The sequence below is a fragment of the Bradyrhizobium sp. B124 genome, from assembly GCF_038967635.1.
Classification (GTDB): Bacteria; Pseudomonadota; Alphaproteobacteria; order Rhizobiales; family Xanthobacteraceae; genus Bradyrhizobium.
This window is the reverse complement of the sequence record NZ_CP152413.1, coordinates 7,912,214-7,938,238: the sequence shown is the minus strand read 5'-3', so window position 1 is coordinate 7,938,238 and position 26,025 is coordinate 7,912,214. Positions and strand designations below refer to the sequence as shown.

General features: G+C 58.4%; 14 protein-coding genes and 4 pseudogenes. 9 read left to right on the top strand and 9 right to left on the bottom strand.

Annotation, left to right across the window (positions count from 1 at the left end; genetic code table 11):
* Positions 1-117 precede the first annotated feature (117 nt).
* The 3 genes and pseudogenes from AAFG13_RS37425 (at position 118) to AAFG13_RS37415 (ending at position 2,475) form a co-directional block, all read left to right on the top strand.
* Positions 118-465 carry a transposase gene (locus AAFG13_RS37425; RefSeq protein WP_342709985.1) on the top strand — a complete coding sequence of 116 codons (348 nt, stop codon included), beginning with the start codon at positions 118-120 and terminating at the stop codon, positions 463-465.
* Positions 462-806 (top strand): IS66 family insertion sequence element accessory protein TnpB, encoded by a 345-nt coding sequence (tnpB, locus tag AAFG13_RS37420; protein ID WP_342709984.1) that lies wholly within the window; start codon positions 462-464, stop codon positions 804-806. Before AAFG13_RS37425 ends, tnpB begins: the two co-directional genes overlap by 4 nt.
* Positions 807-880: 74 nt before the next feature.
* Positions 881-2,475: pseudogene (locus AAFG13_RS37415) on the top strand (IS66 family transposase).
* Positions 2,476-3,562: 1,087 nt separating this feature from the next.
* Here the strand turns inward: AAFG13_RS37415 and AAFG13_RS37410 are convergent.
* A complete protein-coding gene (locus AAFG13_RS37410; RefSeq protein ID WP_342713486.1) occupies positions 3,563-4,351 on the bottom strand; it encodes an SDR family NAD(P)-dependent oxidoreductase in 789 nt (262 codons plus the stop codon).
* Between the two features lie 169 nt (positions 4,352-4,520).
* Here AAFG13_RS37410 and AAFG13_RS37405 point away from each other — a divergent pair, with 169 nt between their 5' ends.
* Entirely contained in the window at positions 4,521-4,730 is a 210-nt protein-coding gene (locus AAFG13_RS37405; protein ID WP_342710012.1) for a hypothetical protein, read from the top strand.
* A gap of 213 nt (positions 4,731-4,943) precedes the next feature.
* Here AAFG13_RS37405 and AAFG13_RS37400 read toward each other — a convergent pair whose 3' ends face one another.
* The 5 genes from AAFG13_RS37400 to AAFG13_RS37380 all read right to left on the bottom strand — a co-directional run bounded on the left by AAFG13_RS37400 (position 4,944) and on the right by AAFG13_RS37380 (position 15,069).
* Positions 4,944-6,233, bottom strand: a complete 1,290-nt coding sequence (locus tag AAFG13_RS37400) for an aminotransferase class I/II-fold pyridoxal phosphate-dependent enzyme (protein ID WP_342710011.1) — start codon at positions 6,231-6,233, stop codon at positions 4,944-4,946.
* Positions 6,234-6,445: 212 nt separating this feature from the next.
* Positions 6,446-7,819, bottom strand: a complete 1,374-nt coding sequence (locus AAFG13_RS37395) for an aspartate aminotransferase family protein (RefSeq protein WP_342710010.1) — start codon at positions 7,817-7,819, stop codon at positions 6,446-6,448.
* 380 nt (positions 7,820-8,199) lie between these two features.
* Entirely contained in the window at positions 8,200-8,886 is a 687-nt protein-coding gene (locus AAFG13_RS37390; RefSeq protein WP_342710009.1) for a hypothetical protein, read from the bottom strand.
* Between the two features lie 1,069 nt (positions 8,887-9,955).
* A complete protein-coding gene (locus tag AAFG13_RS37385) occupies positions 9,956-10,840 on the bottom strand; it encodes a crotonase/enoyl-CoA hydratase family protein (RefSeq protein WP_342710008.1) in 885 nt (294 codons plus the stop codon).
* Between the two features lie 1,712 nt (positions 10,841-12,552).
* The gene (locus AAFG13_RS37380) at positions 12,553-15,069 is read right to left on the bottom strand and encodes a CoA transferase (protein ID WP_342710007.1); all 2,517 of its coding nucleotides are present in this window, start codon (positions 15,067-15,069) and stop codon (positions 12,553-12,555) included.
* 627 nt (positions 15,070-15,696) lie between these two features.
* Here AAFG13_RS37380 and AAFG13_RS37375 point away from each other — a divergent pair.
* Positions 15,697-15,837: pseudogene (locus AAFG13_RS37375) on the top strand (transposase); the annotation flags it as partial.
* A 196-nt stretch (positions 15,838-16,033) separates the two neighbouring features.
* Here the strand turns inward: AAFG13_RS37375 and AAFG13_RS37370 are convergent.
* On the bottom strand, positions 16,034-16,432 hold the full coding sequence (locus AAFG13_RS37370) for a hypothetical protein (protein WP_342710006.1): 399 nt from the start codon (positions 16,430-16,432) through the stop codon (positions 16,034-16,036).
* A gap of 580 nt (positions 16,433-17,012) precedes the next feature.
* Here AAFG13_RS37370 and AAFG13_RS37365 point away from each other — a divergent pair.
* Positions 17,013-17,937: pseudogene (locus tag AAFG13_RS37365) on the top strand (IS630 family transposase); the annotation flags it as partial.
* A 704-nt stretch (positions 17,938-18,641) separates the two neighbouring features.
* Entirely contained in the window at positions 18,642-19,433 is a 792-nt protein-coding gene (locus tag AAFG13_RS37360; RefSeq protein ID WP_342710005.1) for an SDR family oxidoreductase, read from the top strand.
* A 302-nt stretch (positions 19,434-19,735) separates the two neighbouring features.
* On the opposite strand, the gene AAFG13_RS37355 is transcribed toward AAFG13_RS37360, so the two are convergent.
* The gene (locus tag AAFG13_RS37355) at positions 19,736-20,836 is read right to left on the bottom strand and encodes an IS5 family transposase (protein ID WP_342713485.1); all 1,101 of its coding nucleotides are present in this window, start codon (positions 20,834-20,836) and stop codon (positions 19,736-19,738) included.
* Between the two features lie 134 nt (positions 20,837-20,970).
* On the opposite strand from AAFG13_RS37355, the pseudogene AAFG13_RS37350 reads away from it, so the two are divergent.
* Positions 20,971-21,746: pseudogene (locus AAFG13_RS37350) on the top strand (IS5 family transposase).
* 621 nt (positions 21,747-22,367) lie between these two features.
* Here AAFG13_RS37350 and AAFG13_RS37345 read toward each other — a convergent pair.
* On the bottom strand, positions 22,368-24,884 hold the full coding sequence (locus tag AAFG13_RS37345; protein WP_342710004.1) for a CoA transferase: 2,517 nt from the start codon (positions 24,882-24,884) through the stop codon (positions 22,368-22,370).
* Between the two features lie 206 nt (positions 24,885-25,090).
* On the opposite strand from AAFG13_RS37345, the gene AAFG13_RS37340 reads away from it, so the two are divergent.
* Positions 25,091-25,294, top strand: coding sequence for a hypothetical protein (locus tag AAFG13_RS37340; RefSeq protein ID WP_342710003.1), 204 nt, complete (start codon positions 25,091-25,093; stop codon positions 25,292-25,294).
* Positions 25,295-26,025: the final 731 nt, after the last annotated feature.

Below are 26,025 nucleotides of genomic sequence, written 5' to 3'. Positions count from 1 at the left end.
AGCGGCAAAGAGACCCCGTCTGGCGGAGTGGGTGAGCGATCGGCTATCGGCTGCTGAGTTTGTGAGCCGATGTGAGCTTCTATGTCTGCGCCTAGTTCTGGAACTAGAACCTTCCATATGATCGAAGCGGTCGCCGACCGTCTTGAGGGAGCGCCGCGTCAGCTTCGCCGACGCTGGTCGGACGAGTTCAAGGCGCAAGTTGTGACAGAGGCGCTGGAGCCTGGCGCGAGCGTCTCGGCGATCGCCCGCCGGATCGGCATTCACCCGTCGCAGCTGTTCGCCTGGCGCCGTGATGCTCGGGCCGAGCGGCATTATCGCTCGCGGCCCTCGAGTTGCGAGGGTGTGGTGGCTTCTGTGGCAGGCGCGGTGATCGAAATTGCGATTGGCGAGGTGGTCGTGCGCGCCGGCGTGGATGTTGACGAGGCGCACTTGCAGCGGGTGATCCCGGCGGTCCGTTCGGCATGATCCCCTCTGGTGTGAAGGTGTTCCTGGCCAGCCATCCAGTCGACTTCCGCAAGGGTATCGATGGCCTTGTTGCGCTGGTGCGCGATGCGGGCTCAGATCCGTTCGACGGTGCGCTTTATGTCTTCCGGGCCAAAAGAGCCGACAGAATAAAGATCGTATGGTGGAATGGCTCCGGCGTGTGCCTCTATTTAAAACGGCTTGAAAAGGCGAAGTTCTGCTGGCCGCGGATCGGGCATCATCGGGTGCAGATGAATCCTGCGCAGTTGATGGCACTGGTGGATGGAATGGACTGGAAGCGGGTCCGGACCGTGGCGGTCAAGCCGCCGGAGATTGTTGGGTAAAAGCGCTGCGGCGAAGTGAATCAGTGAGCTGAAAGGGCAAGAGAACCGGGGCAAAATGTGCTCGGGTCGGGCCAATGACGCCGCCGCCCGATCTCAGCCTCCCGAATGACATAGAGACGCTGAAGGCCATGGTACTTGCCATGGCCGAGAAGGCGGCCCGCGCCGATGCTCTGGAGAGCGAAGTCGCCGATCTCAGGGCGCGCAACGCCGATGCCGATGCGCGCATCGCGCGGCTGACGCAGATCCTGAAGGCCTTCGACCGCGCCCGGTTCGGCCGACGATCGGAAAAGCTCGGCTCTGCGAACGGTGACGATGAACAGCAGACCTTTGTCTTCGAGGAAATCGAGACCGGCATCGCTGCGATCAAGGCCCAGGTCAGCAAGGGCCGTGAGCAGGCGGACGGCAAGCGTGCACCGCGTCGGCGCAAGGGCTTTGCGCCCCATCTGGAACGGATCGAAACGGTCATTGAGCCGGAAGAGCTGGCTGAGCATGCCGGCAAGCAGAAGGTGCTGATCGGCGAGGACGTGTCGGAGCGTCTGGATGTGGTGCCGGTGAAGTTCCGTGTGATCGTTACGCGCCGTCCCAAGTACGCGTTCAAGAACGAGGACGGCGTGATCCAGGCGCCGGCCCCGGTCCATATCATTGAAGGAGGCATTCCGACGGAAGCGCTTCTGGCCCAGATCGCCGTCGCCAAATATGCCGATGGCCAGCCGCTCTACCGGCAGGAGGCCATCTACGCCCGCGACAAGGTCGAACTCGACCGCCAGTTGATGGCGCAATGGATGGGCAAGCTCGGCTTCGAGCTGGAGATCGTGGCCGACTACGTCTTCAGCGAGGTCAAGAAGGCCGAACGGGTCTTTGCCGACGAAACCACCTTGCCGACGCTCGCTCCCGGCTCCGGATCGACGAAAACGGCCTACTTATGGGCCTATGCCAGAGATGACGAACCTTTGGCCGCAGCGGTCCCCCGATGGTGGCTTATCGCTTCGAAGACAGCCGCTCCGGCGAATGCGCGGTCCGCCATCTCAATGGTTATCGGGGCATCCTGCAAGTGGATGGCTATGCCGCCTATAACAAGTTGGCGCGCCCCGATCGCGGCAATGATGGCATCACATTGGCTGGCTGCTGGTCACACAGCAGACGCAAGTTCTACGAGCTGCATGTGGCAGGGAGCTCGAAAGTGGCAACGACGACGGTCGAGCGGATGGCAAGGCTCTGGCAGGTCGAGAAGACCGTGCGCGGGCAAAGCCCCGACGCTCGCGTTGCCGCGCGTCAGCAAGCCTCCGCGGCGGTCGTCGCAGATCTCTTCGACCTCTGGCAGCAGACTTTGCGGCGGATCTCCGGCAAATCAAAACTGGCCGAGGCGATCCGCTATGCCGTCTCGCGCCGTGCCATCTTCGAACGCTTCCTCACCGACGGCCGCATTGAGCTCGACTCCAACATCGTCGAACGCGCCATCCGGCCACAAACAATTACGAGAAAGAATAGCCTCTTCGCGGGCAGCGACGGCGGCGGACGAACCTGGGCAACCATCGCAACGCTGCTGCAGACAGCGAAAATGAACAACGTCGATCCATTCGCTTGGCTCAGCCTAACACTTCAGCGTATCGCCAACGGCTGGCCGAGCAGCGAAATCGACGCGCTTATGCCATGGAACCACGCCGCCTGACGGCCTCAGCTTGCCGCTTACGTTGGTTTGGCGCTAAGCCTCGACGATCCTGATCGGCTGGCCGAGTCGATGGAGGCAGCCCTTCAGCTGGGCTTCCACTTGGAGGTGTCCGGCGGGGAAGGACGAGAGCGCCTCATAGAGCAGCTCCTGACCAACGGCCATCGCCCCTGTTCCTCCGGCCTGCTCGCAACAAGATCCCGATAATCGATGCCGTCGTTTCCCCACTCCTTGCCTGCCGTCGTTCCCTGCTAGAACAGGCCGTCATTCCGTCGCGAAACATCGGCGACAGCTCGGCCATAGAAGGCCACCCCGAGCATCATCATGCGTCGGCCGAGAGGGCTCACCGAGGCCATCAGAAACCTCCTGTTTGAAGGATCGGCTCTGGAGACTCTCAATCCTCTCCGACAGGAGACGGCCGTTACCATCTTTCCTCAAATTCCGCGCTGGCGGTTTCGTTCAATCCCTTTCAATTCACCCAGATCGGCGAATGCTCTGGCCAATTAAACGCCTACCATGAACCGGTGTTGCAGTGTGCGATCACGGACGCTAAGCGCTACGACCCAGACGATCGCCTGCGGCGTGCTTGAGCAGAAAGCCGCGAGCGTGTACGGTCACCGGTCAGTCGTCGAAGACCCACGGTTTCGAGTGAACGACGACCCGACGGCCGCGCATAACGGTGCGGATTACGCGCGCGTGATCGATTGATGCGATCAACGTAAGCACTGAGGGATGTATAGGCTAATTGTGCACCACGCGCCCGCGCTGGAACTCGCGTGGCCGCAGAGTTCGTCGAGAGCTATCAATGCGCCAGGTTGCCTGGAGTTAGGGATGAGATCATGATCCTCACACTAAAAAGGATGATCGATCGCTCGCCTTGACTTAACCTTCCACCACCTCCCGCCCCAAGCGATTGCCCAGTTCGTGTCCTACTGGAACGATCTGGAGTGCCCGGCGAGCGACGCCTACAGCGCGAGACCAACGATCGCGATGATGTTTTCAGCGGGCTCAAAAATATCTGCCCCTACCGAGCGCCTGCACGCGTCGCTCGTGAAATGATACTATTCGCGTCAAATCGATACAGATAAGCTTAGGCGCCGAATTCGCCGCCCGTAATGTCAATCGTTGCACCGGTGATAAAGCCCGCTTTCGACGAGGCTAGAAAGGCCGCAAGGTGCGCCACTTCTTCAGCTGTTCCAAAACGGCCAACCGGAATCCGGCTAAGAGCGGAGCGGTTAACCGAAGCTTCCGGCGGTCCAGTCAGATCACTGAGCACTCGCCCAGGAGCGATACAATTTACGGTAATACCGTGTGGAGCGAGATCTCGCGCAGCAGCCCGAGTTAATCCGACCAGTCCTGCCTTCGAAGCGGCATAGTGCGGCCCTGCGATCATTGGCATGGCCCGCCCCGCAACTGAACCAATATTGATGATGCGTCCGTAGCCCTTCGTAATCATCGCTGGCGCCAATAGTCGTATAAGAGTGAAGGGGCCGTTGAGATTGACGTCAATGACCCGCGCCCACTCCTCGATGGACGTCTGCGACAGCCAGGGTGTATCCTGGTCCACGCGCTTAGGTGAGATGCCTGCATTGTTCACCAGAATCCCAATTTCGCCCCAAAGCAATCGGACCCGATCAACAAATCCTCGCACCTCGTCTGCTTGCGTTACGTCGAGCCTTTCGGCATAGAGTCGATTTTCCGACCAACTAAGATAGTCAAGCGCCTTATTCACGTGTTCTGCTCGCGTCGCAACAAATGCAACTCGATAGCCGTCGGCCAAGAATCGGCGTACGATCCCAAGTCCAATTCCGCGTGCTCCTCCGGTCACGAGAGCAATCGGTCGGACGGCATGGGCTACGAGCTCACCTGCTTCCAACATAGTCACCGAACAGTCACAAAGCCCGTAAGGCGCGCGCGCACAAGGCGGCGTACGTCAAATGAAATGTTCTCGTTACCTGATCCGCAGAGCTAAGCTGCGAAATGTCGACCCAGTTGGAGTAGTCGGACATTTGTTTCCACCAGCCAAGCATTGCTTCACAGACCTCACAATGAGGCAGTTTTTTTTGGATGAGAACCTAGGAATCCGCGGGCTTGGTAACGCGCCTCGTTCGCCGACAGAAGTGTTTGTGATAGAAGACATCCTCGGAGATCTCATGCAGCAGATGCTTGCACCTGTTGAAGAATACGATACCACAACCGCGGCGATGGCCCTTACCACACGACTCGCGATGCAACACAGCCGCGAGTACCGGCACTGACTCTATGAGTCAAGCAGGTACAGGTGCACGCTGTCTAGCAGTATTCTTCGCTCCGTGCGGGCCGCCACAGTGATTAGTTGCAAGAGTTGCGTTTGAAGTCGAACGATGGATCGGTGCTTAATGCCCAGTTCTCGCCGCCAACAGCAGCAACCTAGTCGTACCCGCCGCGCCATAAAGACTTCCTCCACTGCGTCGCCGTTGTCCGTTGTCACTTTAAGGAGGGACCGACGCCAAAGGGGTGGGCTTGGCTGTCGCATCGGGTACTTTTTCCAAGATGCAGTCGCACAACCGCTCTATGTCATCGACCTCATGATCGGCCGTGATGCACACACGGATCCCTGCCCTTCCTCGCGCAACGGTTGGAAAGAATGTTACGGAAGTATATAAGCCAGCATTGAGAAGTTCTCCTACGATTGCAATCGCTTTGGCTTCCGATCCGATGGAGATCATTCTGATCGGAAGTGAATTGCCTTGCTCGGCGGTCGCCACAAGACTATCAAAGATCGAGATCCGTTGCGCTAACCTCATCTGCCGTTCGCTGAGCTCTACTGAACGATGAATTTTGCACGAGCCCAGTGCAGCGCCCACCGCGGCCAGATTGGGAGCCACGGAAAACGCATACGGAATGGAGTAGCGTCGAAACAGGTCTTCTTGGTCGGCGGTTCCGAGCATCAATATGCCGCCCGACGCGCCGAATCCTTTACCCAGCGAGGCTGCAATAATCGTGCGGTCACCTAGCACTTGCGGAAACTGAGAGCGCGCAAATCCTTCGCCCTGCCGTCCAAACAGCGATATGCCATGAGCATCGTCGACATACAAAAAAAGCCCATAACGATCCTGTAGCTGGCGCAGTTCTTTGATGGGCGAAGTTCCTCCCATGGAGTAAACACCATCGCATACATAGACGACCAACGGATGTTTGCGGCACAAGCGTTCGAGAGCGTCGATGTCGTTGTGCGCAATCGTTTCCACCTGGGTTTCATCAGCAACCACCGGCTTGTGATAGGCAAGGGAGACGTGCGCGATGCGGTCGAACACAACCACTGGCTTGCAGCCGCCTGTCAATTGGCCGGAAGCAAGGAGAGGCATCGCACCTAGATTAGCGAGCATGACAGTGGAAAAAGCTAGCACGCGGGCGGAAAACATGTCCGACAGAGTGGCCTCAAGCTCTGCCAGCAGATCGAAATTGAGCCGCGTTCGTGCGCAGGACCAGTGCAATGACCAATGTGCCTGAATGGCCTCTATCGCGGCAGCGACGATAGCTGGATGGTTGTCGAGGCCAAGGTAAGAGCATCGCACGAAATCAATCACCCGAGATCGACTGTCAAGTGAGCCGGTACCCAGAGCAAAGGCACGTCCGATCGTGGAACGTCCGTGCACAGCCATGATACCAGCCGCATGGGCCGCATCAAAAAACGCCCTGCTCTCATTGATCATGTACTTCGTGTTCCGAAAATGTCGGATCAACCGACCGGCACTAGACGACTCGCTTTGCTGTTGCATTTCATTCTCCATTACATCTACCAAGCATGAGTGAGCAGGCGGCTTGATGACGTCAGGTCGCGTGGAGGTTGTGTACAAATGTTACCCGCAACTCGATTAGTCCCCCTTTATTCCAAAAGAACTAAGCCACTGTCTAAGTACCTTGGGCAGCTACCAGATCGGATGGGCTGGATAGTGCAGCAAGCCTTCCGGTCTCGGATTGCGCAAGCTGCTCATGTTTGGCACCTTATCGCGTTCAGCATGTCTTGATGGCTGTCGAGAAAGCCCCCGAACACATCGACAATGAATTCGGCGTCCGCGCGAACCATTGGTGTCGAGATTGACGCGACAGCGCCATGCGGCAGGATGATGCCGTTCTCTGCAAAAAAGCGCGTGAGCTGCTTCATTAGAGTTGCCCCGGTGGGCGCGGGATGGGCCTCGCGATAGTCATTCGGGATTTGCACCATCGGATGGATGCGAAAGAGTGAGGTCGCTCCGGTCACGCACAGCGGCGCGCCCCGGTTTGAGATAGCCCGACCAACCTCATCTCGGACAAAGTTCCCGAGCATCTCCAGATGTGCAAAAGCCGCATGATCAAGACGCCGCATTGCAGCAAGACCCGCTGTCATTGATAGAGGATTGGCGGAAAATGTACCGCCTTGCGGAAGCAGTGGCCGTCCCGCTGACGCATCAAATGTTTTCATCACGTCCCTACGCCCGCCGATTGCTCCAATCGGCAAACCTCCGCCGATGATCTTGCCCATCGTAACGAGGTCCGGAACAAGCCCATAGCGGGCGGAAGCCCCCACTAAACTCTGCCTAAGATTCAGCACTTCATCAGCAATCACCAGAATGCCATTTTTACGGGCAGTATCCTGAATCGCAGCAATGAATTCAGGCTTCGGCGCTATTAGACCGCCGCGGCTTGGCATAGGATCCAAAACGACGGCGGCGAGCTTGTGCGCGTGCAAAGACAATAGCCGGCGCGCACCTTCAACGTCGTTGAATCGGAGTACAACCACTTCATCAAGCACGCTCGCCGGCGTTCCGTGATAGAACGCCGTTGACTTAGGTGCGGCTGGATCGCCCCAATTGTCCGGCATCGCCGCCAGACTCACCTCAGCCCAGTCGTAGGCACCATGATAAGCGCCCTCGATCTTGGCGATTTTCGAACGTCCCGTGAATGCCCGAGCAGCCTTGATCGCAAACAGCACGGCCTCAGTCCCCGTATTGACGAAGCGAACACGCTCAACCTGTGGAATTCGATCGCAGAGTAGTTCGGCGAGTTGTATCTCGCTCTCGGTCGGATTTGCAAAGCAGCTGCCGCGCTGGAGTTGATTGGTTAGCGCTTCTACGACGGGCGCGAAGGCATGACCATGGATCAACGTCGTGAAGTTGCAATTGAGGTCGAGAAACCGGCGGCCATCAACATCGAACAGATAGCTGCCTACTCCGCGCTTGACATAAATCGGAACCGGATCCCGGTCGATGGTTATTCGCGACGTGCCGTCAGGGAAAACCAACTGCGCGCGAGCAAAATTCTCCTTCGATTTCTGTCCGACACGCTCGTTTGCCGCCACACTAGAACCTGCAAACCTCTTGCTCACGATTTCCTCGTCAATTTATTTGCTAATTCTGGAGTTGGCCAAACAACACCGAAATCGCGTGGCTACCCACCCGCGCGAACAGCGTCCGTCAGTGGGCGCGAGAACTGCATCTCCTGGACGTGTCGATGGTGGCCCACAAAAGCTCAGTTAATCCTATCAACGTCCCACTTTCGTTTTAAGGGAATCGTCGCGATGTTCAGATCGGCTCGATCTCACTCAAACACTGGCGCTATGGAGGTAACCCGCGAACTAACCCGCGAACCGCAGTGGTGCCTAAGAGGTGGCCCTGCGACGAACGGTGGCTTTCGGAACCACTTGACAATGCGCGTAGCATAGGCATCGCCATGTTGGCGAGACACATCAGGCTAAAACCATCTTGTTTATGGCGCGCGACCAACAAGACTCCTCAACTCCTCGCCTGTTAGCCAAACAAGCAAGTCGTCGTCCACAATATCCTCTTCCACCAGTTGCAGCATCGACCCGCCGGTCTCATAATGCGTATGTCCGTATTGCGCAAGAACGCCCTTATCCAACGTCCAGCGCGCGGCAAGTCCACATATGAAGTCGGGAGCCCACATGGCAAAAGACACGCCGCGTAGTATTGCCGCCATCATCTTTGGCATACCCTGTCCTCTAAAATCTCTGCGTAACCAAAAATCCCCGTGGTAGGCCACTTTCCCACTGATCATCTTCGCGCTGGGTGCCGTGCAGGTACACCGGTCCTGAGGATGTGCATGTATCGTTGGGTCACCATAAAACGCCTTCAAAGATTGAAGATGTTCCGCAAAGTTGGTGTGCGCAAGGTCATAGAGTCGAGCAGCCTCTACAAGCGCAACCTCGTTATTCTTGTCGACGCCTATCATCCAGTACCCCTCACCTAGCTTAATTGGCGAGCGGTCTGGTCGGAAACTTGGATATGTTGGCCTCTTTGTTGGAAGGGCCCGTGTGATCGAGATATATTCATGAAAATCGAATCCTATCGAAAGCTTGATGCCATTTTGAGCCGCCACGTCGTCATACACTCTCAGGAAGCGTGAGACTTGCAACGGGTTAACTACGCCTGTCATTGCTCCACCTAGCCTACATGCCGAGCTACCAACCGATAACTACAACATGAACAATAGATCGAGACACTACCTACTCTGGTGAGGAGTATTGGATTCGATGTTGGAGGAAGTAGTGTTGATACATCTCAGAATTCAACGGCCGGGCCGTTCTTAAAGCGGTAACAGGGCGGATCGGACTGCAGCTTGCAGCAGATGATGGCCATCCGAGAACCGGTAAGGGTGGAGAGCATGCGTCCTCATCAACCCGCCACAACCAGGAAGGCCCGCCACCTCACGATCGAGGAACCACGAGCCGCCGGCGCGCTTCTCAATGTCAAGCAAGCCTGCCCTCGCGCTTGGCGATGCCCCTCAACTATTTATCGTTCGCTGACAATGCATGATGCCGAAACAACTCACGCTAGGTGCTCTCTGCCGCATTCGGCTGACCGACGAGCGCGCTTCAGCCTCAACCAGCTCATGGCCTGAAACCGGCTGGGCCGGCGCGCCGCTACGAACGCAAGAAGTCCGGCGAACTCATCCATATCTACATCAAAAAGCTCGGCAGGTTCGTAAGAACTGCCCATCGGGTCATTCGCGATCGCCAGCGAAAGCGGCAGTGAAGGCTAGGAGTTCGTCCATGTCGTGATCCACAATGCATCGCACTTGGCCTTCTCCCAAATCCGGCTCGACGAGAGCGAGAGCGCCATTGCCTTTCTCAAAGACACCGTTTACTTGCTACCGTCGGGACGAAGATCACCGGCATCACGACCGACAACGGCTCCTGTTATCGCGCTAACGCGTTTGCCAAGATGTGCAAAGGCCGCGCGTCAGGCACATCATCACCCGGCCTACAGATCGCAAGACAAACGGCAAGGGCGAGCGCTTTATCCGCGTAGCTCCGCGCCACCGGACCTATGCTCCGGCCTTATGAAACCTCAGACCAGCCCGCCAAAGACCTGCCGAGCTGGCTGCATCACTATAACTGGCATCGTCCGCACGGCAACCTGGACGCCAAACCGCCCACCAGCCGCCTCGCCCTGCCAGGAAGACGACCTGTTGAGACTCCACAGGCCGGAGATACGGATGATGATTACTTGTATTCCCGTTCCGTCCACCACGGAAAAAAATCCGGCATATCGACAGACACCTTGTTTTTGAATACCGCGGGCCGCTTCTCCAGGAACGCCCTCACGCCCTCCTTGGCGTCAGCGGAACGGCCGCACGCATATAACGCCCGGCTATCAATCTTGTGAGCCTCCATGGGATCGTCGGCGCCCTGCAAGCGCCACATCATCTGCCGGATCAGCGCGATCGAGACCGGGGCTGTCTTCTCGGCGATCTCGCGCGCCAGCGTGCGAGCGGTCGGCAGCAATTGATCAGGCGGGACCACCTTACTGACTAAACGCCCCGCAAGCGCCTCCAGCGCTGGGAAGACGCGGCCAGTGTAGCACCACTCGAGCGCCTGCGCGATTCCTACGATGCGCGGTAGGAACCAGCTCGAGGCTTCCTCTGGCACAATACCACGTTGGGAGAATACAAAGCCGAAAGCTGCGGCCTCAGACGCAATGCGGACGTCCATCGCGAGTTGCATGGTCACTCCCATGCCGACGGCCGGCCCATTCACCGCAGCAATCACTGGCTTAACGCACTCAAATATCCGCAACGCGAGGTGGCCACCGGTCTCGCTGACCTTCGGATCACTGTAGTCCACCGTGCCATTGGGCAGCCGTTTCACCGGTCCCCGCTTCACGTCAGTGTCAAATGAGTCGGCGCCAAGATCGGCTCCGGCACAAAATGCGCGGCCTTCGCCGGTTACGATGATAGCGCGGACGTCGTCGTCCTTATCGGCGCGATCGAATGCGTCGATCAATTCGAGCTCCATAGTGACAGTACAGGCGTTGAGCTTCTCTGGCCGATTCAAGGTGATCGTCAGGATCTGCTCGACAAGTTCATATTTGATGGTCTCGTAGACCATGGTGCTTCCTTTTTTCCCAAATGAATAGCGACGGTCAGATTGCTGCGAAACCCATCTCGGTAGGCCTTGTGTTGGACGACACGCGCCTCCCAGCACGCCTCCAATCATTTACATAACAATGGGGAAAGCGAACCTACTAAGCTTCGTAGTTTTCTCTTCGTTAGAGAGTTGCGCATGTTGCGGCCATTCTTTGGACAAGCTGATTCCGAACTGAAGGAATCGGGAGCGATTGGTGGAGGGTGTAGCTGGCAAAGCTGCCTGGCAGTCATGGAGGCCAGGGCTCTCTGGCTTGGCCGCCGTCCGTATAGGAGCCTGACGTCCTGCTTTCCCATGGAGTACCTCCAAACAATATTTGTGACGGTTGGTACGCACAGACCTTTGTTAAGGCTGCCGCATCATCCCCGTAACGCATGGGCCCCGATGTCTGTTGCCAACTCAATTGCTATCAGAGCTTGTACCAGCTCCGAGATTCAAGGCTCCGCGGCGAAGCACAAATTGTAGCATCGCTCGATCGCGCTCGGTGGGGTGCCGCGCGGCAGTCACTGGCACATTTGCCAAGATGCCGAGCGAAACGCGCTGATACTCCCTAGAGGGCGCAGACTAGGTGCGCGGCAGCGTCTGAAAGCCTGCTGACGATCTCGATTGAAGATGGAGCGGCACCGCCATATCGACTTGGCGCCAGAGATACGTGTCAATTTATTACAAGTGCGGCAACGATCGATCAATGCGCTCGTGAGCAAAGCACGAGAGCGACGTCGCTCTGTAGCAAGTGCTCTACGACGCAGCCTTCCTGTTCGTACTTCAGCAGACTGGAAACATCCGACGCCCCAGTTTCGTCGAAACCGATCATCTTGATCACAGCGCTCCTTCGCGGGCAGTATCGTCCATACGCTCGTTCTCACGGACATCACGACCGGCTGGACGGAATGCGCGTCACTTCTGGTGCGCGAATAGAGGTTGTTGAGCACAATCCTGACTAAACTTCGTAAACGGCTACCGTTTCCGCACTTGGGTCTGGATACCGACAACGACCCTGTCTTCATAATGAGGCATTTTAGTGTATAATGAACAAGTTGGCATCGTCTTCAGCGCGCTGTCGCCTCTATTGCATAGACGATCATGCCTTTCGAGCATAAGAAGTCGGCCGTGAAGAGCGTCCCAAGTCATTGAGCGGGAGTCGATTTGTCGGTTGAGGTGGCGTCTGAGATTGCAGGCTTTTTGAGGCTTTAGGCCTCATACGCTTGCAAATTTCATTTTTGGGATTCCCTCGAATCGAGGTCGTGATTCCGTCGTCGCGTCGGTGGGAGCGATGCGATCGAAGGAGCGACACACGACAGCGACAGGCCGACCTTCCGCGCTCGCGGTTGGACGCGATCATCGACATGAACGATGCGCTGGCCAAACTGGCGTGGACGATCGACCGGGCTGCCGACCTTACGCCGATGGTCCGCGCATTGTTCGGCTGGTGTAGAGCGGGCGGACGCCGAAGGCCGCCACACGTGCCGTAGGCGTCTGCCCGCGGACCGCACTGAAGTGGATTGATCGATATCGCCGCGAACGTCTGATGGGACTGAGAGATCGCTCGCCGCGGCGGCAAGAAAGAACGCGCCACGTCTGGAACCAATCTGCGATGTCCTGCATACACGACTGGCAGCGCATTGAATCGTTGCACTGTTCCGAACACAAACCGGTTAAGTCAGCTGCTGCCTTCGTCAGCTGGGCAAGTACTCGCGACTCCAGCTTTCGCTTATCGCTTCTGCCGCGAGCAACGTATCTATTTCAGCTTCGGTGTACTGCAACGACCGCAGAACTCGTCGCGTCGAGGCGCCGTATTTTTCCGCGGGGGACAGCGAATAGACCTTTCCGACCGCCGAGCGGATTGCGTAAGGATCAACCTGCGTTACGGCGTGCCCGCTGGGATGGTCATGATCTGTTGAGAAGGAATAGCTGTCCTGTTCGGTTCCCGAAGCACCATCCGCAGGCCTGGAATTTGCCGAGCGTATGGCATCTATATTCTCGCAGATTGCGGCAGCGATATCGGCTGCATTCAATCTCGACAACCAATCCTCGGCGGACGCCTTTCGGATGGCCATGGCAAGGAAGGAGCTCCGGTCCTCCTTCGAAACATCAGCAAGTCCTTCAAGGCCTTCCACTCGGGCAAGGCGAGGCAGGTCACCCGCGACGGCGCTGAGCATGAGGCTGCTGCCGGAACTTGTCTCATAAAGGTGGGTCAGGGCATCATAGCCCTTGGCATCGGGACCGGCGGGCTCGTCGAATGGCCCCCGTCCTTCGTAGTCATAGCAGAACGGCGTCTGCAAGAAGCCGGACAGCGCCGACAGCGATGTCCGCGCCCGCCCTGCGTGCCCGGTCCTGGCCTTCTGGTACAGTGCAGCGGCAATGCCGAGAGCCGCGCCGAACCCGCACATGACATCGATCGTACCTGCCGTGGGCGCGTGGTCCTCGGGCGTCTCTGCGGAACTAGAGAACCTCAGCGTGATGCCTGTCGCCGCCTGGACGAGATTGTCATAGCCGAAATAGTCGCTGCGCGGACCTCGACGAATTCCGCCGAAGCAATCGAGCTGGCAGAAGATCGCGTTTGGATTGAGGGCCTTCAGGCCCTCCAGATCGAGCCCCATGCGCTTAACCTGTCGGTCAGTCGCATTCCACACCACAACATCAACCGACTTCACCAGCTTCTCGAAGACCTCACGGCCACCGGATGAGCTGATATCCACCAGAACCGAGCGCTTGCCGCGCATGTGGGTCATGCCGTAGATGATCGTGGTCGAGCAGTCGTAAAGCGGGATCGCCGGGTCGATCTTGATCACTTCCGCACCGAAACGGGCGAGATAGGACGCCGAATGCGGGCCAGCTATGACATTGCACAGGTCTAGAACCCTTACGCCGTCGAGCCATCCGGTCCGCGCGCGGTCCGGCGGAGCCGCTGATCGCTCAGCAGATGACGGCGAGAGAGTGGCGAGCGCCTCATCGAAGGTCACCCACTTCCGAGGCACCGGACTCAGCATCGCTTCCCCGGATTCTTCCAGCCAGGCCACAGGCCCGGGCTGGATCATTCGCCCGTACACGGGATCGTCGACCTCGATCATCAGGCCCGCGCGCTGTGCGTGATCGTCACTGATCCATTCCCGTAGCCAGCGGTGCGGCGCGCCGGGGATCTGGCCTTCCCCGAAGATGCGTTCCCATTCCTTTGCGGTTCGGGTCAGGAAGGCGGCCTTCATCCGCCCCGCGATCTTGTCGGCCCAGGATTTTGGCAAGGGAAAAACATTTATTGAGGCGTCGGATCGCCATTCGCAGATCGGAAGATAGCTATCGGTCTCCTCTGGAAGGCCCTCGGCCACGAGTTCGTCGTACAGGCCTAGAACCTGCAAGCAGCGCTTGGCATGGCGCTTGTGGCTGTGACAGACGGCATAAAACATACGTCCGTCCTTGCATTTGTAGTGGCGACAAAATGGATCGAGCAGTTCCTGCAACGCCCCATAAGAAAGATCCATTGGCAAGCCCTCCGCGCGCCGCCTCTCGAGTTCTCGCTCACGTGGTGATTTATAGCGGAGCGGAAGGTCATCAATGGTGATCGAGTTGTAGGCGAGGCCTTCCATTAGCGCGCATGCGAGAGGCACCTCGATATGGTCACCGGTTCCTCCGCGCTCTTTTGCCTGAAGCGCCAACACCGTGGCCGATACCGCGAGCATCGTGCCATAGGCGGATGCCAGGGGCAGCGGCGAGAAGGATGGACTGATGCCCATCAGCACCCGGTTCAGCCCCCCGAGGATGCCGCTGGTGAACACTCCCGAGGATGCCGCGATCACGGTCTCGAAGGCGCGCCATTCGCGACGCAGTTGGTCGTTGGAAGCAAAGCCGGGAATAGACACGGTGATCAGGTCAGGCCGCGCTTGGCGCAGGGCTGTGAAATCGATGCCGAGGCGCCTGAGCACATCCGGGCGGAAGTTCTCTACTACAATGTCTGCTTCCTCGACGAGGGTTTGCGCTCGCAAAAGGCCCTCCTCAGTCTTCAAGTCGATCTGGACTATCAGTTTGTTTCGATTTAGAGTCGCATTGGCCGAGCTGTCCCAGAGGGGCCCGGATGGTGGGTCAATATGTACGACCGTGGCGCCAAGATCGGCGAGGATCATCGCAACCGCGGGGCCGGCAATGTACTGGCCGAAATCGACGACCTTGACGCCAAAGAGGGGAAGTGTCGAACGTTGCATAGCTATCACTTCGTTGTCCGCCCGGCGGCGGTGTTGCTGGCGTCACGCATCTCGATGGGACTCACGCGGCACGTAGCTTGGCGCCTCGACCGCTGAGTTTTCCACCGACGCCACCGGAATATACCGGCTGCCTTTGTGACCGCGCAGACGATGAACACCTCGGAAAAACCATTCTCACCTTCTCCCGCCAGACCGACGATGTGTTTTCAATAAATCGTACCTGCCTCCGGGATCTGGAATCAGCTAATATGCCTCTATGGAATGCGGAATTTCTGCGTGCGCCCCCCCATAACATGAAGATTTATCTCTTCACACGAGGATGTCTGAGCTTTAGGAGGATTGAGCAGGCACAAGGCACCGAGGAGCTATAGGCGACCTGGGATCACGTTCATTCACAGGATATATCTTGTGCCGAAAGAGAGTGAAGCCTTGCCTGTCAAGCGATAGCTCATCGACGATCAGGCGGACGTTGCAAATCGTGACGTCGATAGTCGTATCCGGGATGAGGATCACGCGCGGGAGCTCTCTCGTCCGGTGTACGTCGAGCAAAGCCAACTCGACCCTGCACGCACCCCAAATGATCGCGGTTCACTCGTGCTGTCGATGACGCTCGGTTCGCATTTTCGCCCGCGGAAGCTGGTGAGCTATTTCGGGGTGAACCTGCGGGTGCGGCAGTGGGGACTCGGAGCCGCCCATCACGGTCGCATCAGCACGATCGGCCGCAGTCATGCGCGCGCCATGCTGATCGAGGCGGCCTGGGCAGCAGCCAAGGCGACGGTCCACTGCACGCTTTTTCATGCGGATCGGCGCCCGGCGCGGCAGTCCGGTGACGCTTGCAGCCGACGCGTCACGCTTCTCCACGAGGTCGCCGAGCCCGACAACCATAATCGCGGCTGACGGCAATTCCAGCACGCCAGGAATGCAGTGCCGTTCTACTGCCAGCATGCCGCCGTGCTCGTGCCGGTCAAGGCCAAGCCTTGCGGTGCCGCAAATGTGGCCACCCTTGACAGCCCTGCGCGCGGCGGTCGCGGGATCGACGGCCGGAACGGAAGAATGACTCGGGGCGCAGCCGATCAAAAGAATGGACTTGCGGCGTTTTCCGCAATCGTCTCGTCTCGGTCATGAAGAAAGCGTTTGTCCATCTTTTCCGTCGTGCGCTGATGCTTCCAGTGCTCGGCCAGGGAGTCGTAAAAGGCGACAACGCGTCGCGGCCCATACCTTCGCCGAAGCGGTCGCGCACCAGTGGGCGGCGCACGGCCTCCGGATTGATGCCGGTCATGATCTGGCGCTTGGGAAATTGTCCGTGGCGCACCAGCCGCTGACGGCCATCCTCGATCAGCTTGTTGGAATACGTGCTCAGCAAAGGCCGAAACTTCGGTCTCGATCGCAACAACGCTCACGCGCCGTTGCGAAGTACCTCGGTGATGGATTCACAAAAGCTTCCGTTTGGGAGAGTTGGAAGACGTTCGTCTCGGTCACGGCGCATTCCTCCTTCGATGGAAAACATCAAGCACACCCATGACATCTCGCCTTGTATCGCCACCAACTTTCGTCCATGGGTTTCTGGCCTTGTCGGCACTGTTCCGGCTGTTCATGGCTAAACCATCACGTTCGGGGGGCCGTCCGGACGATCACTCACCGAGCGCGCGATGTGAGAGCCGATTGACGTCGAGCACCACCGACTTTTTCGTTGACGCTTGCAGTTATCGTCCAAGCTCGCTCTGCCCATGCTTTGGCGAAGTCATCCCCATCTCAGTTGATATTGAGCAGGACGCCGCTACTTCGACCGAGGTCGCAGCGCTGGCGGACGGGCCAGGTTCCGCGGTGTGCATCTTCCGCCGCCTTCATTTCCTAGTGTCTCGACTCACAAGATAGCAATCGTAGATGCGCAGTAGATTCGCGTCGACGTGCCAAGGATAGAGGCCAACGGCAACGAGTATCTAATCGCGGTCCGGCAAGTTGGCCCCTTGACATTGAGCGATGATGAGCGGGCCGAACTGACGTCGTGACGATGGAGCGGAAGACGGCGCAGGCGCTGGCTCTGAGAGCCCGGATCGTGCTGACCAGCGCAGAAGGTGGTCAGAACAAGGAAGTGGTGGCCAAGCTGGCCTGGACCGGCAGACGGTAGGCAAGCGGCAGCGTTTTGTGAAGCAGCGCGTGGCCGGGCAGCACGACGAGCCGCGCTTCGGCGCGCCGCGCACGATTGACGATGCCCGCATCGAAGCGGTGATCGTGAGGACGTTGGAAAGTTGCCTCCAGAACGCCACCCATCCGAACTTCGTGGCCAAAGTGCACGATGCCATCGGACTTTACGTCTCGCCGCCGGAGCACGCCAGCGTTCGGTGCGTGGATGAGAAGTCCCAAATCCAGGCGCAGGACCGCAGTCAGCCGATGCTGTCGATGCGTCCCGGCCAGCCGGCTCGAGAAACCATAACTACACGAGGCACGGCACCACATCGCTGTTTGCGGCCCTCGACATTGCGACCGGACGGGTCATCGGCAAGCGCTATGGACGCCGCCGCGCCGCCGAAATCCGCAAGTTCCTCGATGAGATCGAGCCCGCCGTGCCGCCCGACCTCGACGTCCATCTCGTCATGGACTATTACGTCATCACAAGACCCCACGGATCCGCAGATGGCTGGCTAAAAGCCCCGCGTTGGCACGTGCACCTGACCCCGACCAGCTCGTCATGACTCAATCAAGTCGAGCGCTTCTTCGGGCTCCTCACCGACAAGAAGATCATGCGCAGCATCTATCGCAGTGTCGCCTCGCTCAGGGCCGACATCACCTCGTTCATCGAACGACACAACCGCTGATCCCAAACTATTCCGATGGACCAAATCCGCCGACGACATCCTTGCCTCCATCGAGTGTTTCTACCGATACAATGCCTCGGCAAAACACGACGCGATTCTGCGAACTTCTGGTTCAGGACACCAGGATGACTTGCTCGGCGGCAGCGACGGAGCGGATGATATGCTTACGAGAAGCCGTCAATGTCCGCGCCCTTTAGCTTCCGATACTCTTGACGCGGACAGATTTGAACTATCTCGTTCTCACCAACTGCGCGATCCCACGAGCGCGTCACCGGCATGACCGAAAGTGCCGCCTTGACCTGGAGGGCTTCCAAACTGTTGCTGGGAGCCGCGCGGTCAGCCATTCCGAGGTCGGTCCTGCTCCGAGCCCACCCGCTCAATTTGACCAGCCCATAGTTCGGGGTATCGCATAATCGATTGCGCGTCCGCCAACGTCGTCCGACTGGGATGAGCCTTTCGGTCTCGTCCACCGCACATATCGCGATAGAATTCAGCGAACCATCGAGGCCGACGTAAACTATGACTTTTCCTTTTCTGGATCGAGGTCCAGATCGTGAGTCAAAACGCGCTACGTCATGGGCCAGAACGAACTTCAAATTGGATTAAGCCCGTGCGGGCAAGGTCACCTAGCAACGCAAGATTTTATTTTTTCGGGTAGACGCAGCATTACGGCGATTTTTGCAGCCATATCGACTGAAACCGACGCGCGAACCGCGTTATTCTTCTCCCTGCATCTCAGCGAAAGGGCAGGTGGGCATGACCAAGGTGGCGATCGTGACCGGATCCGCGACGGGCTTAGGTGCCGCGTGCGCCATCGAATTAGCAGATCGCGGCTGGAACATCACAATCAATTACAGCAAGAGCAAGAAAGATGCTGAGGAAACTTTCGAGAAGGTCAAGGCCAAGGGAGTGGATGCCATCCTAGTGCAGGCAAACGTGGGACAGGACGCGGATTGCCGCAAGTTGGCAGCCGCGACGTTGGAGAAGTGGGGACGAATCGACGGACTCATCAACAATGCTGCGACCACTAAGTTCCAGAAGGAGGGAGACCTCGAAGATGTCACTCCCGAAGACTTCGAGTGTATCATGCGTATAAACGTTGCAGGTCCGTACATGATGACTCGTGCTGTTTGGCCCACGATGAGGAAGCAATGGGAGGAGCGCGAGGAGCGCGGTTCTATCGTCAACATCTCTTCGATTGGTGGCGCCACGGGCAATGGCAGTTCGATTCCATACGTCGCGTCTAAGGGCGGTCTCAATACTATGACGCTTGCACTGGCGCGATGGCTCGGTCCTGCGGTGCGAGTTAACACGGTTTGTCCTGGCATCGTCCAAGGGCGATGGTTGCTCAATGGGATGGGAGAAACGGAATACGAGAAGTTAAAGGAAAAGATGACGCAGAACACGCCGTTGCGCCTGGCCGGCACCGCCGAACAGTCCGCCGAGGCCGCCGTGTTCTTTCTGACTAGCGCCTCCGGCGTTACCGGCGAGATCCTGTTAGTCGATGCGGGCAGCCATCTCGGATATGTGCCGCTGAAAGGGCGTTAGTCAACAGCCCGCCGGCCCTGGTTCGGAGGCAGCCACAGAGATGCGGGAATGGCTCGGCAACCTCGCGACGAATTCATCTGACATGCACCGCGAGATCATAATGGACGTCGTGATGACGCGGATAAGTGTGTTGCACCGGATTTCTCGCGAGCAGTCCAACAACGAAATGCACTAGCAGTTTGCTGAAAAACCTTGAAATGACGAGCTTTCGCATTCTCGCCGGTGGTTGTTGGGGCGGCGCAGTGGAGTTGGATGTAATTTTCTAACCTTGTGCTGGGTGCGGCCTGACGCGGGATGCTAGACTAAGCGGCAAGCAGTTTGGGAATGCGGATCAGGTTGTAGGCGATCAGATTGAGCAGGAAGTCGGCGGCAACGCGGGCGATGCCACGATGTTTGGTCTTGCGCATGGTCCCATGCTGCTTGCCCCATCCGAAGATGCACTCGACCATTGCCCGGCGTGATTGCGACATGCCGTACCCCGGATGCCGCGTGGTTCGTTCGTCGATGGCGCTGCTGCGGTTCTTGCCGGTTTTGGTGACGGCTTGGTTCTGAGTCACATGCGGCGTCACGCCGATGGCACGAAGATTGGCGACATGGTCGGCCGTATCGTATGCCTTGTCCTCACCAGCCGTGATGCGGCGGCCTGCGGCTTTGCGTCTCGCCTTCAGCATGGTCTCCGAAGCCCGGCGTTCGGCGGTGCCGTTGGCATGTGTGACCCTGCCGGCGACCGCCAGCCCATGCCGGTTCTCCATGGTGGCGTGGCCCATATAGCAAAGCTTGGCTTCCCGTCCGGCCGCCTTGCGATAAAGTCTGCTGTCCGGGTCGCTGGTACTCGCATGGGTGTCGTTCTTGCGCTTCTGGCCGTGGAAGTTGGCGCCATCATCGTCGCCACCGCTGCCGTCCTTGGGACGAAAACTCTTCTGTGATGCCCAGGCCTCGATCAGCGTTCCGTCCACCGAAAAATGCTCGTACGACAATAGTGGATTGACCTGCGGATGGTTCAGAAGCCTGTTCATGAACCTCGTGAACACATCGCCGTTCTGCAGCCGCTCCCGGTTCTTGGTGAAGGTGGTCGGGTCCCAGACCGGATCGTCCGGCGACAGTCCCACGAACCAGCGATACAAAAGATTGTAGTCCAGTTGCTCCATCAACTGGCGTTCCGAGCGGATGCCGTAGAACACCTGCAGCAGCAACGCGCTCAGCAATTGCTCCGGAGGGATCGAAGGACGTCCCTCGCTGGCGTAAAGCCTCCCAAGGCTGCGGTTCAAATCACTCAAAAACATAACGGACAAGTTCCCGGACCTTCCGCAGCGGATGGTTCGCTGCACACGCTTATCCGGCGCGATGTACGAAAACAGCCGCCCTGATCCGTAAACCTCCCGCGCATGATCGTCTGCGCCGATTCGAGATGATAAAGTGAATCATCAAACCCCATCCGTGACGAGACAGTTCTTCAGCAAACTGCTAGGTGGTGTGGACTCTAAGGGTTCCCTTTTAGGAGCAAATCAGATTCAAGGCTGCTTTTGGGGAGGCCGCCTTGGGTGTGATGGACCGTTTGGTATTGAGCGACGCGGCGTGGGAGCGGATAGCGCCGCTGATCATAGGGCGCCCCGATCAGAAGGGCTCCACCGGGCGCGACAACCGGATGTTCGTGGAAGGTGTGCTGTGGATCGTGCGTACGGGGTCTCCCTGGCGCGATCTTCCGGAGGTGTTTGGGGACTGGAACAGCGTGTTCCGGCGCTTCAGTCGATGGAGCATCAAGGGTGTTTGGTGGCGGATCTTCGAGGCGATGTCCGATGATCCGGACTTCGAATATCTGATCGTCGATTCCACCATTGTTCGGGCGCATCAGCACGCCGCCGGCGCCAAAAAGGGGGGTCTGAAGATCAAGCGGAAGATCAAGCGATCGGCCGCTCGCGCGGCGGCCTGAGCACCAAGATACACATGGCCGTTCGAGGCTTGGGATGTCCGGTGCGGTTCAAGCTCACCGCAGGTCAGAAGGGCGATGCACCGCAAGCCGCCGCATTGATCGAAGGCTTATCCGCCGAGGTCGTCATGGCCGATACGGCCTATGACGCCGATCACTTGCGCCAAGCTATCGCCGCCAAAGGCGCGCTCGCAGTGATCCCCAACAACCCGTCACGCGCGCTCAAATATCCACTCGACAAGCATTTCTATGCCCAGCGTCATCTCGTCGAATGCTGCTTCTCAAAGCTCAAGCAGTTCCGCCGCGTTGCAACCCGCTTCGAAAAGACCGCCCGAAATTACCTGGCCGTCGTCACTCTCGCAGCCATCGTCTTATGGATGCGATAAGTGTCCACACCACCTAGCGCATGGTGCCGTGCGGCTTGGACGATCGGTTTCGTTGGTGCGACGCAGCCCCACCGCGCTGGGGAGTCCGGCTAAAGCAGTCTGCAAACTTGATCGCCGTCGGCCAAGCGGGCAACTGACAGTTGTGGTAGGCTTGTGCCCTTAGGTCGCCATGCCGCGGGGCTTTAGCGCATGCCCGCCCATTTGAGGATCAGGCACTCGCCCGCTTCGACAACCGCCTTCGCATCGTTGTGGACGAAGCAAAAAGCGTTGCGCTCTTGACGACAGCCGAGAACGTCAAAAACAACCCCGCATGGTGTCGAGCAGGTACCCGAGGGACCACCCGTCCCGACTAAGCAGTAGTCCGAGAGTTGGTTGAACACCTGTTTCGAAATTTTCGGAAACCGCTATTGGATGTGCAGATTGTCGAATGCAGATTTACTTCTGGGCCATACTTGCTCTGCGGCTCGGAGGAAGCGGCGTAGAATGAGGAGAGTCAGCGGCGGCAAGAAAGAACGCGCCACGTCTGGAACCAATCTGCGATGTCCTGCATACACGACTGGCAGCGCATTGAATCGTTGCACTGTTCCGAACACAAACCGGTTAAGTCAGCTGCTGCCTTCGTCAGCTGGGCAAGTACTCGCGACTCCAGCTTTCGCTTATCGCTTCTGCCGCGAGCAACGTATCTATTTCAGCTTCGGTGTACTGCAACGACCGCAGAACTCGTCGCGTCGAGGCGCCGTATTTTTCCGCGGGGGACAGCGAATAGACCTTTCCGACCGCCGAGCGGATTGCGTAAGGATCAACCTGCGTTACGGCGTGCCCGCTGGGATGGTCATGATCTGTTGAGAAGGAATAGCTGTCCTGTTCGGTTCCCGAAGCACCATCCGCAGGCCTGGAATTTGCCGAGCGTATGGCATCTATATTCTCGCAGATTGCGGCAGCGATATCGGCTGCATTCAATCTCGACAACCAATCCTCGGCGGACGCCTTTCGGATGGCCATGGCAAGGAAGGAGCTCCGGTCCTCCTTCGAAACATCAGCAAGTCCTTCAAGGCCTTCCACTCGGGCAAGGCGAGGCAGGTCACCCGCGACGGCGCTGAGCATGAGGCTGCTGCCGGAACTTGTCTCATAAAGGTGGGTCAGGGCATCATAGCCCTTGGCATCGGGACCGGCGGGCTCGTCGAATGGCCCCCGTCCTTCGTAGTCATAGCAGAACGGCGTCTGCAAGAAGCCGGACAGCGCCGACAGCGATGTCCGCGCCCGCCCTGCGTGCCCGGTCCTGGCCTTCTGGTACAGTGCAGCGGCAATGCCGAGAGCCGCGCCGAACCCGCACATGACATCGATCGTACCTGCCGTGGGCGCGTGGTCCTCGGGCGTCTCTGCGGAACTAGAGAACCTCAGCGTGATGCCTGTCGCCGCCTGGACGAGATTGTCATAGCCGAAATAGTCGCTGCGCGGACCTCGACGAATTCCGCCGAAGCAATCGAGCTGGCAGAAGATCGCGTTTGGATTGAGGGCCTTCAGGCCCTCCAGATCGAGCCCCATGCGCTTAACCTGTCGGTCAGTCGCATTCCACACCACAACATCAACCGACTTCACCAGCTTCTCGAAGACCTCACGGCCACCGGATGAGCTGATATCCACCAGAACCGAGCGCTTGCCGCGCATGTGGGTCATGCCGTAGATGATCGTGGTCGAGCAGTCGTAAAGCGGGATCGCCGGGTCGATCTTGATCACTTCCGCACCGAAACGGGCGAGATAGGACGCCGAATGCGGGCCAGCTATGACATTGCACAGGTCTAGAACCCTTACGCCGTCGAGCCATCCGGTCCGCGCGCGGTCCGGCGGAGCCGCTGATCGCTCAGCAGATGACGGCGAGAGAGTGGCGAGCGCCTCATCGAAGGTCACCCACTTCCGAGGCACCGGACTCAGCATCGCTTCCCCGGATTCTTCCAGCCAGGCCACAGGCCCGGGCTGGATCATTCGCCCGTACACGGGATCGTCGACCTCGATCATCAGGCCCGCGCGCTGTGCGTGATCGTCACTGATCCATTCCCGTAGCCAGCGGTGCGGCGCGCCGGGGATCTGGCCTTCCCCGAAGATGCGTTCCCATTCCTTTGCGGTTCGGGTCAGGAAGGCGGCCTTCATCCGCCCCGCGATCTTGTCGGCCCAGGATTTTGGCAAGGGAAAAACATTTATTGAGGCGTCGGATCGCCATTCGCAGATCGGAAGATAGCTATCGGTCTCCTCTGGAAGGCCCTCGGCCACGAGTTCGTCGTACAGGCCTAGAACCTGCAAGCAGCGCTTGGCATGGCGCTTGTGGCTGTGACAGACGGCATAAAACATACGTCCGTCCTTGCATTTGTAGTGGCGACAAAATGGATCGAGCAGTTCCTGCAACGCCCCATAAGAAAGATCCATTGGCAAGCCCTCCGCGCGCCGCCTCTCGAACTCGAACTCAAATTGTGATTTATAGCGGAGCGGAAGGTCATCAATGGTGATCGAGTTGTAGGCGAGGCCTTCCATTAGCGCGCATGCGAGAGGCACCTCGATATGGTCACCGGTTCCTCCGCGCTCTTTTGCCTGAAGCGCCAACACCGTGGCCGATACCGCGAGCATCGTGCCATAGGCGGATGCCAGGGGCAGCGGCGAGAAGGATGGACTGATGCCCATCAGCACCCGGTTCAGCCCCCCGAGGATGCCGCTGGTGAACACTCCCGAGGATGCCGCGATCACGGTCTCGAAGGCGCGCCATTCGCGACGCAGTTGGTCGTTGGAAGCAAAGCCGGGAATAGACACGGTGATCAGGTCAGGCCGCGCTTGGCGCAGGGCTGTGAAATCGATGCCGAGGCGCCTGAGCACATCCGGGCGGAAGTTCTCTACTACAATGTCTGCTTCCTCGATGAGGGTTTGCGCTCGCAAAAGGCCCTCCTCAGTCTTCAAGTCGATCTGGACTATCAGTTTGTTTCGATTTAGAGCCGCATTGGCCGAGCTGTCCCAGAGGGGCCCGGATGGTGGGTCAATATGTACGACCGTGGCGCCAAGATCGGCGAGGATCATCGCAACCGCGGGGCCGGCAATGTACTGGCCGAAATCGACGACCTTGACGCCAAAGAGGGGAAGTGTCGAACGTTGCATAGCTATCACTTCGTTGTCCGCCCGGCGGCGGTGTTGCTGGCGTCACGCATCTCGATGGGACTCACGTAGAATGAAGCCCGCTGCGTTCTCGGCGATAGGTGGGAGCATTGCTATTCGCGCTGGTGAGCTCTGCATGACGCCTCGTCCACAACGCGCAATCAGCCCCTGGACCACCGCCAACGGCCCATCTTCGTGGCACCGAGCGGGTGGATGATGATGTTGGCGACGTCGCCCGCAAGCTTCGCGAGATCGGCGTCGATTGGCCTTGGCTTCCATTCTACACGCTTGAAGTGGCGGCTGTGATCAAGATTTTGCCGATCTGGCGTATTCTGTTCAGCGGCGATCTTGCGATCTCCGGTCTTACTGGCACGTGCGGGCTACGCTCCACGGCAGACGCGAACGATAGATGATGCGGCCTACATCTTGTGCCTCGGTCAGACCCCTGCGATGGAGACATCGAGAGCCTGGCGATCTTTTTTTTGGTAGCGGCATTCGTCATGTGTGGAAGGAAGTGTGAGACGCGCAACGGATTAACTACGGATGCCATTGCCATACGTTGTCATATCTTGATGAGCTGATCATAGGCTATACGGCGAGTTAGTAACTTGTTCATACATCAAACAAGGAATCGACACACTACCTACTCTAGTGGCACGATTGTGTTAGCTATTTGGAGAGCGGTGCCTTGGTAGCGATAGGGACTTCGGCTTGTGGCGGATCTCGCCGGCTAGCTGCGGAGTGTCAATGGGTCGTCCCCTGAGAGGCCGAGGCGGCTGATGGGCGGTTTAGCTTCGAGGCTGCCGTGCGGGCGATGCCAGTTGAGCGATGGAGCCAGCTTGGCAGGTCTTTGGCGCGCCAAGTCTGAGCGATCATAGGCGCTGAAGCGCTCGGCCTTGCCGCTTGTTTGTGGCCTGTAGGGCCTCGTAAAGAGGCGCGCTTGACTCCTGCACAGTATCATCGTCACGTTTGGCGACGGCATCTTCAATCCTAGGTGATCTCGGCAAACAGAGCGCCTCGAAAGGCAATCTTGCGCCTGATGACAGGTAGGATTGGGCATATGACAGCACCGCGAAGCCTGCAGCGCGCACGAGCTGCATCTCGACGCAATCTCATTGGTACCGAGAATGATGACGTAGTTCTT

Coding starts and splice junctions, on each gene's coding strand:
- AAFG13_RS37425 (WP_342709985.1), top strand. CDS start 118: ATGATCGAAGCGGTCGCCGACCGTCTTGAGGGAGCGCCGCGTCAGCTT.
- tnpB (WP_342709984.1), top strand. CDS start 462: ATGATCCCCTCTGGTGTGAAGGTGTTCCTGGCCAGCCATCCAGTCGAC.
- AAFG13_RS37410 (WP_342713486.1), bottom strand. CDS start 4,351: ATGTTGGAAGCAGGTGAGCTCGTAGCCCATGCCGTCCGACCGATTGCT.
- AAFG13_RS37405 (WP_342710012.1), top strand. CDS start 4,521: ATGAGGCAGTTTTTTTTGGATGAGAACCTAGGAATCCGCGGGCTTGGT.
- AAFG13_RS37400 (WP_342710011.1), bottom strand. CDS start 6,233: ATGCAACAGCAAAGCGAGTCGTCTAGTGCCGGTCGGTTGATCCGACAT.
- AAFG13_RS37390 (WP_342710009.1), bottom strand. CDS start 8,886: ATGACAGGCGTAGTTAACCCGTTGCAAGTCTCACGCTTCCTGAGAGTG.
- AAFG13_RS37385 (WP_342710008.1), bottom strand. CDS start 10,840: ATGGTCTACGAGACCATCAAATATGAACTTGTCGAGCAGATCCTGACG.
- AAFG13_RS37380 (WP_342710007.1), bottom strand. CDS start 15,069: ATGCAACGTTCGACACTTCCCCTCTTTGGCGTCAAGGTCGTCGATTTC.
- AAFG13_RS37360 (WP_342710005.1), top strand. CDS start 18,642: ATGACCAAGGTGGCGATCGTGACCGGATCCGCGACGGGCTTAGGTGCC.
- AAFG13_RS37345 (WP_342710004.1), bottom strand. CDS start 24,884: ATGCAACGTTCGACACTTCCCCTCTTTGGCGTCAAGGTCGTCGATTTC.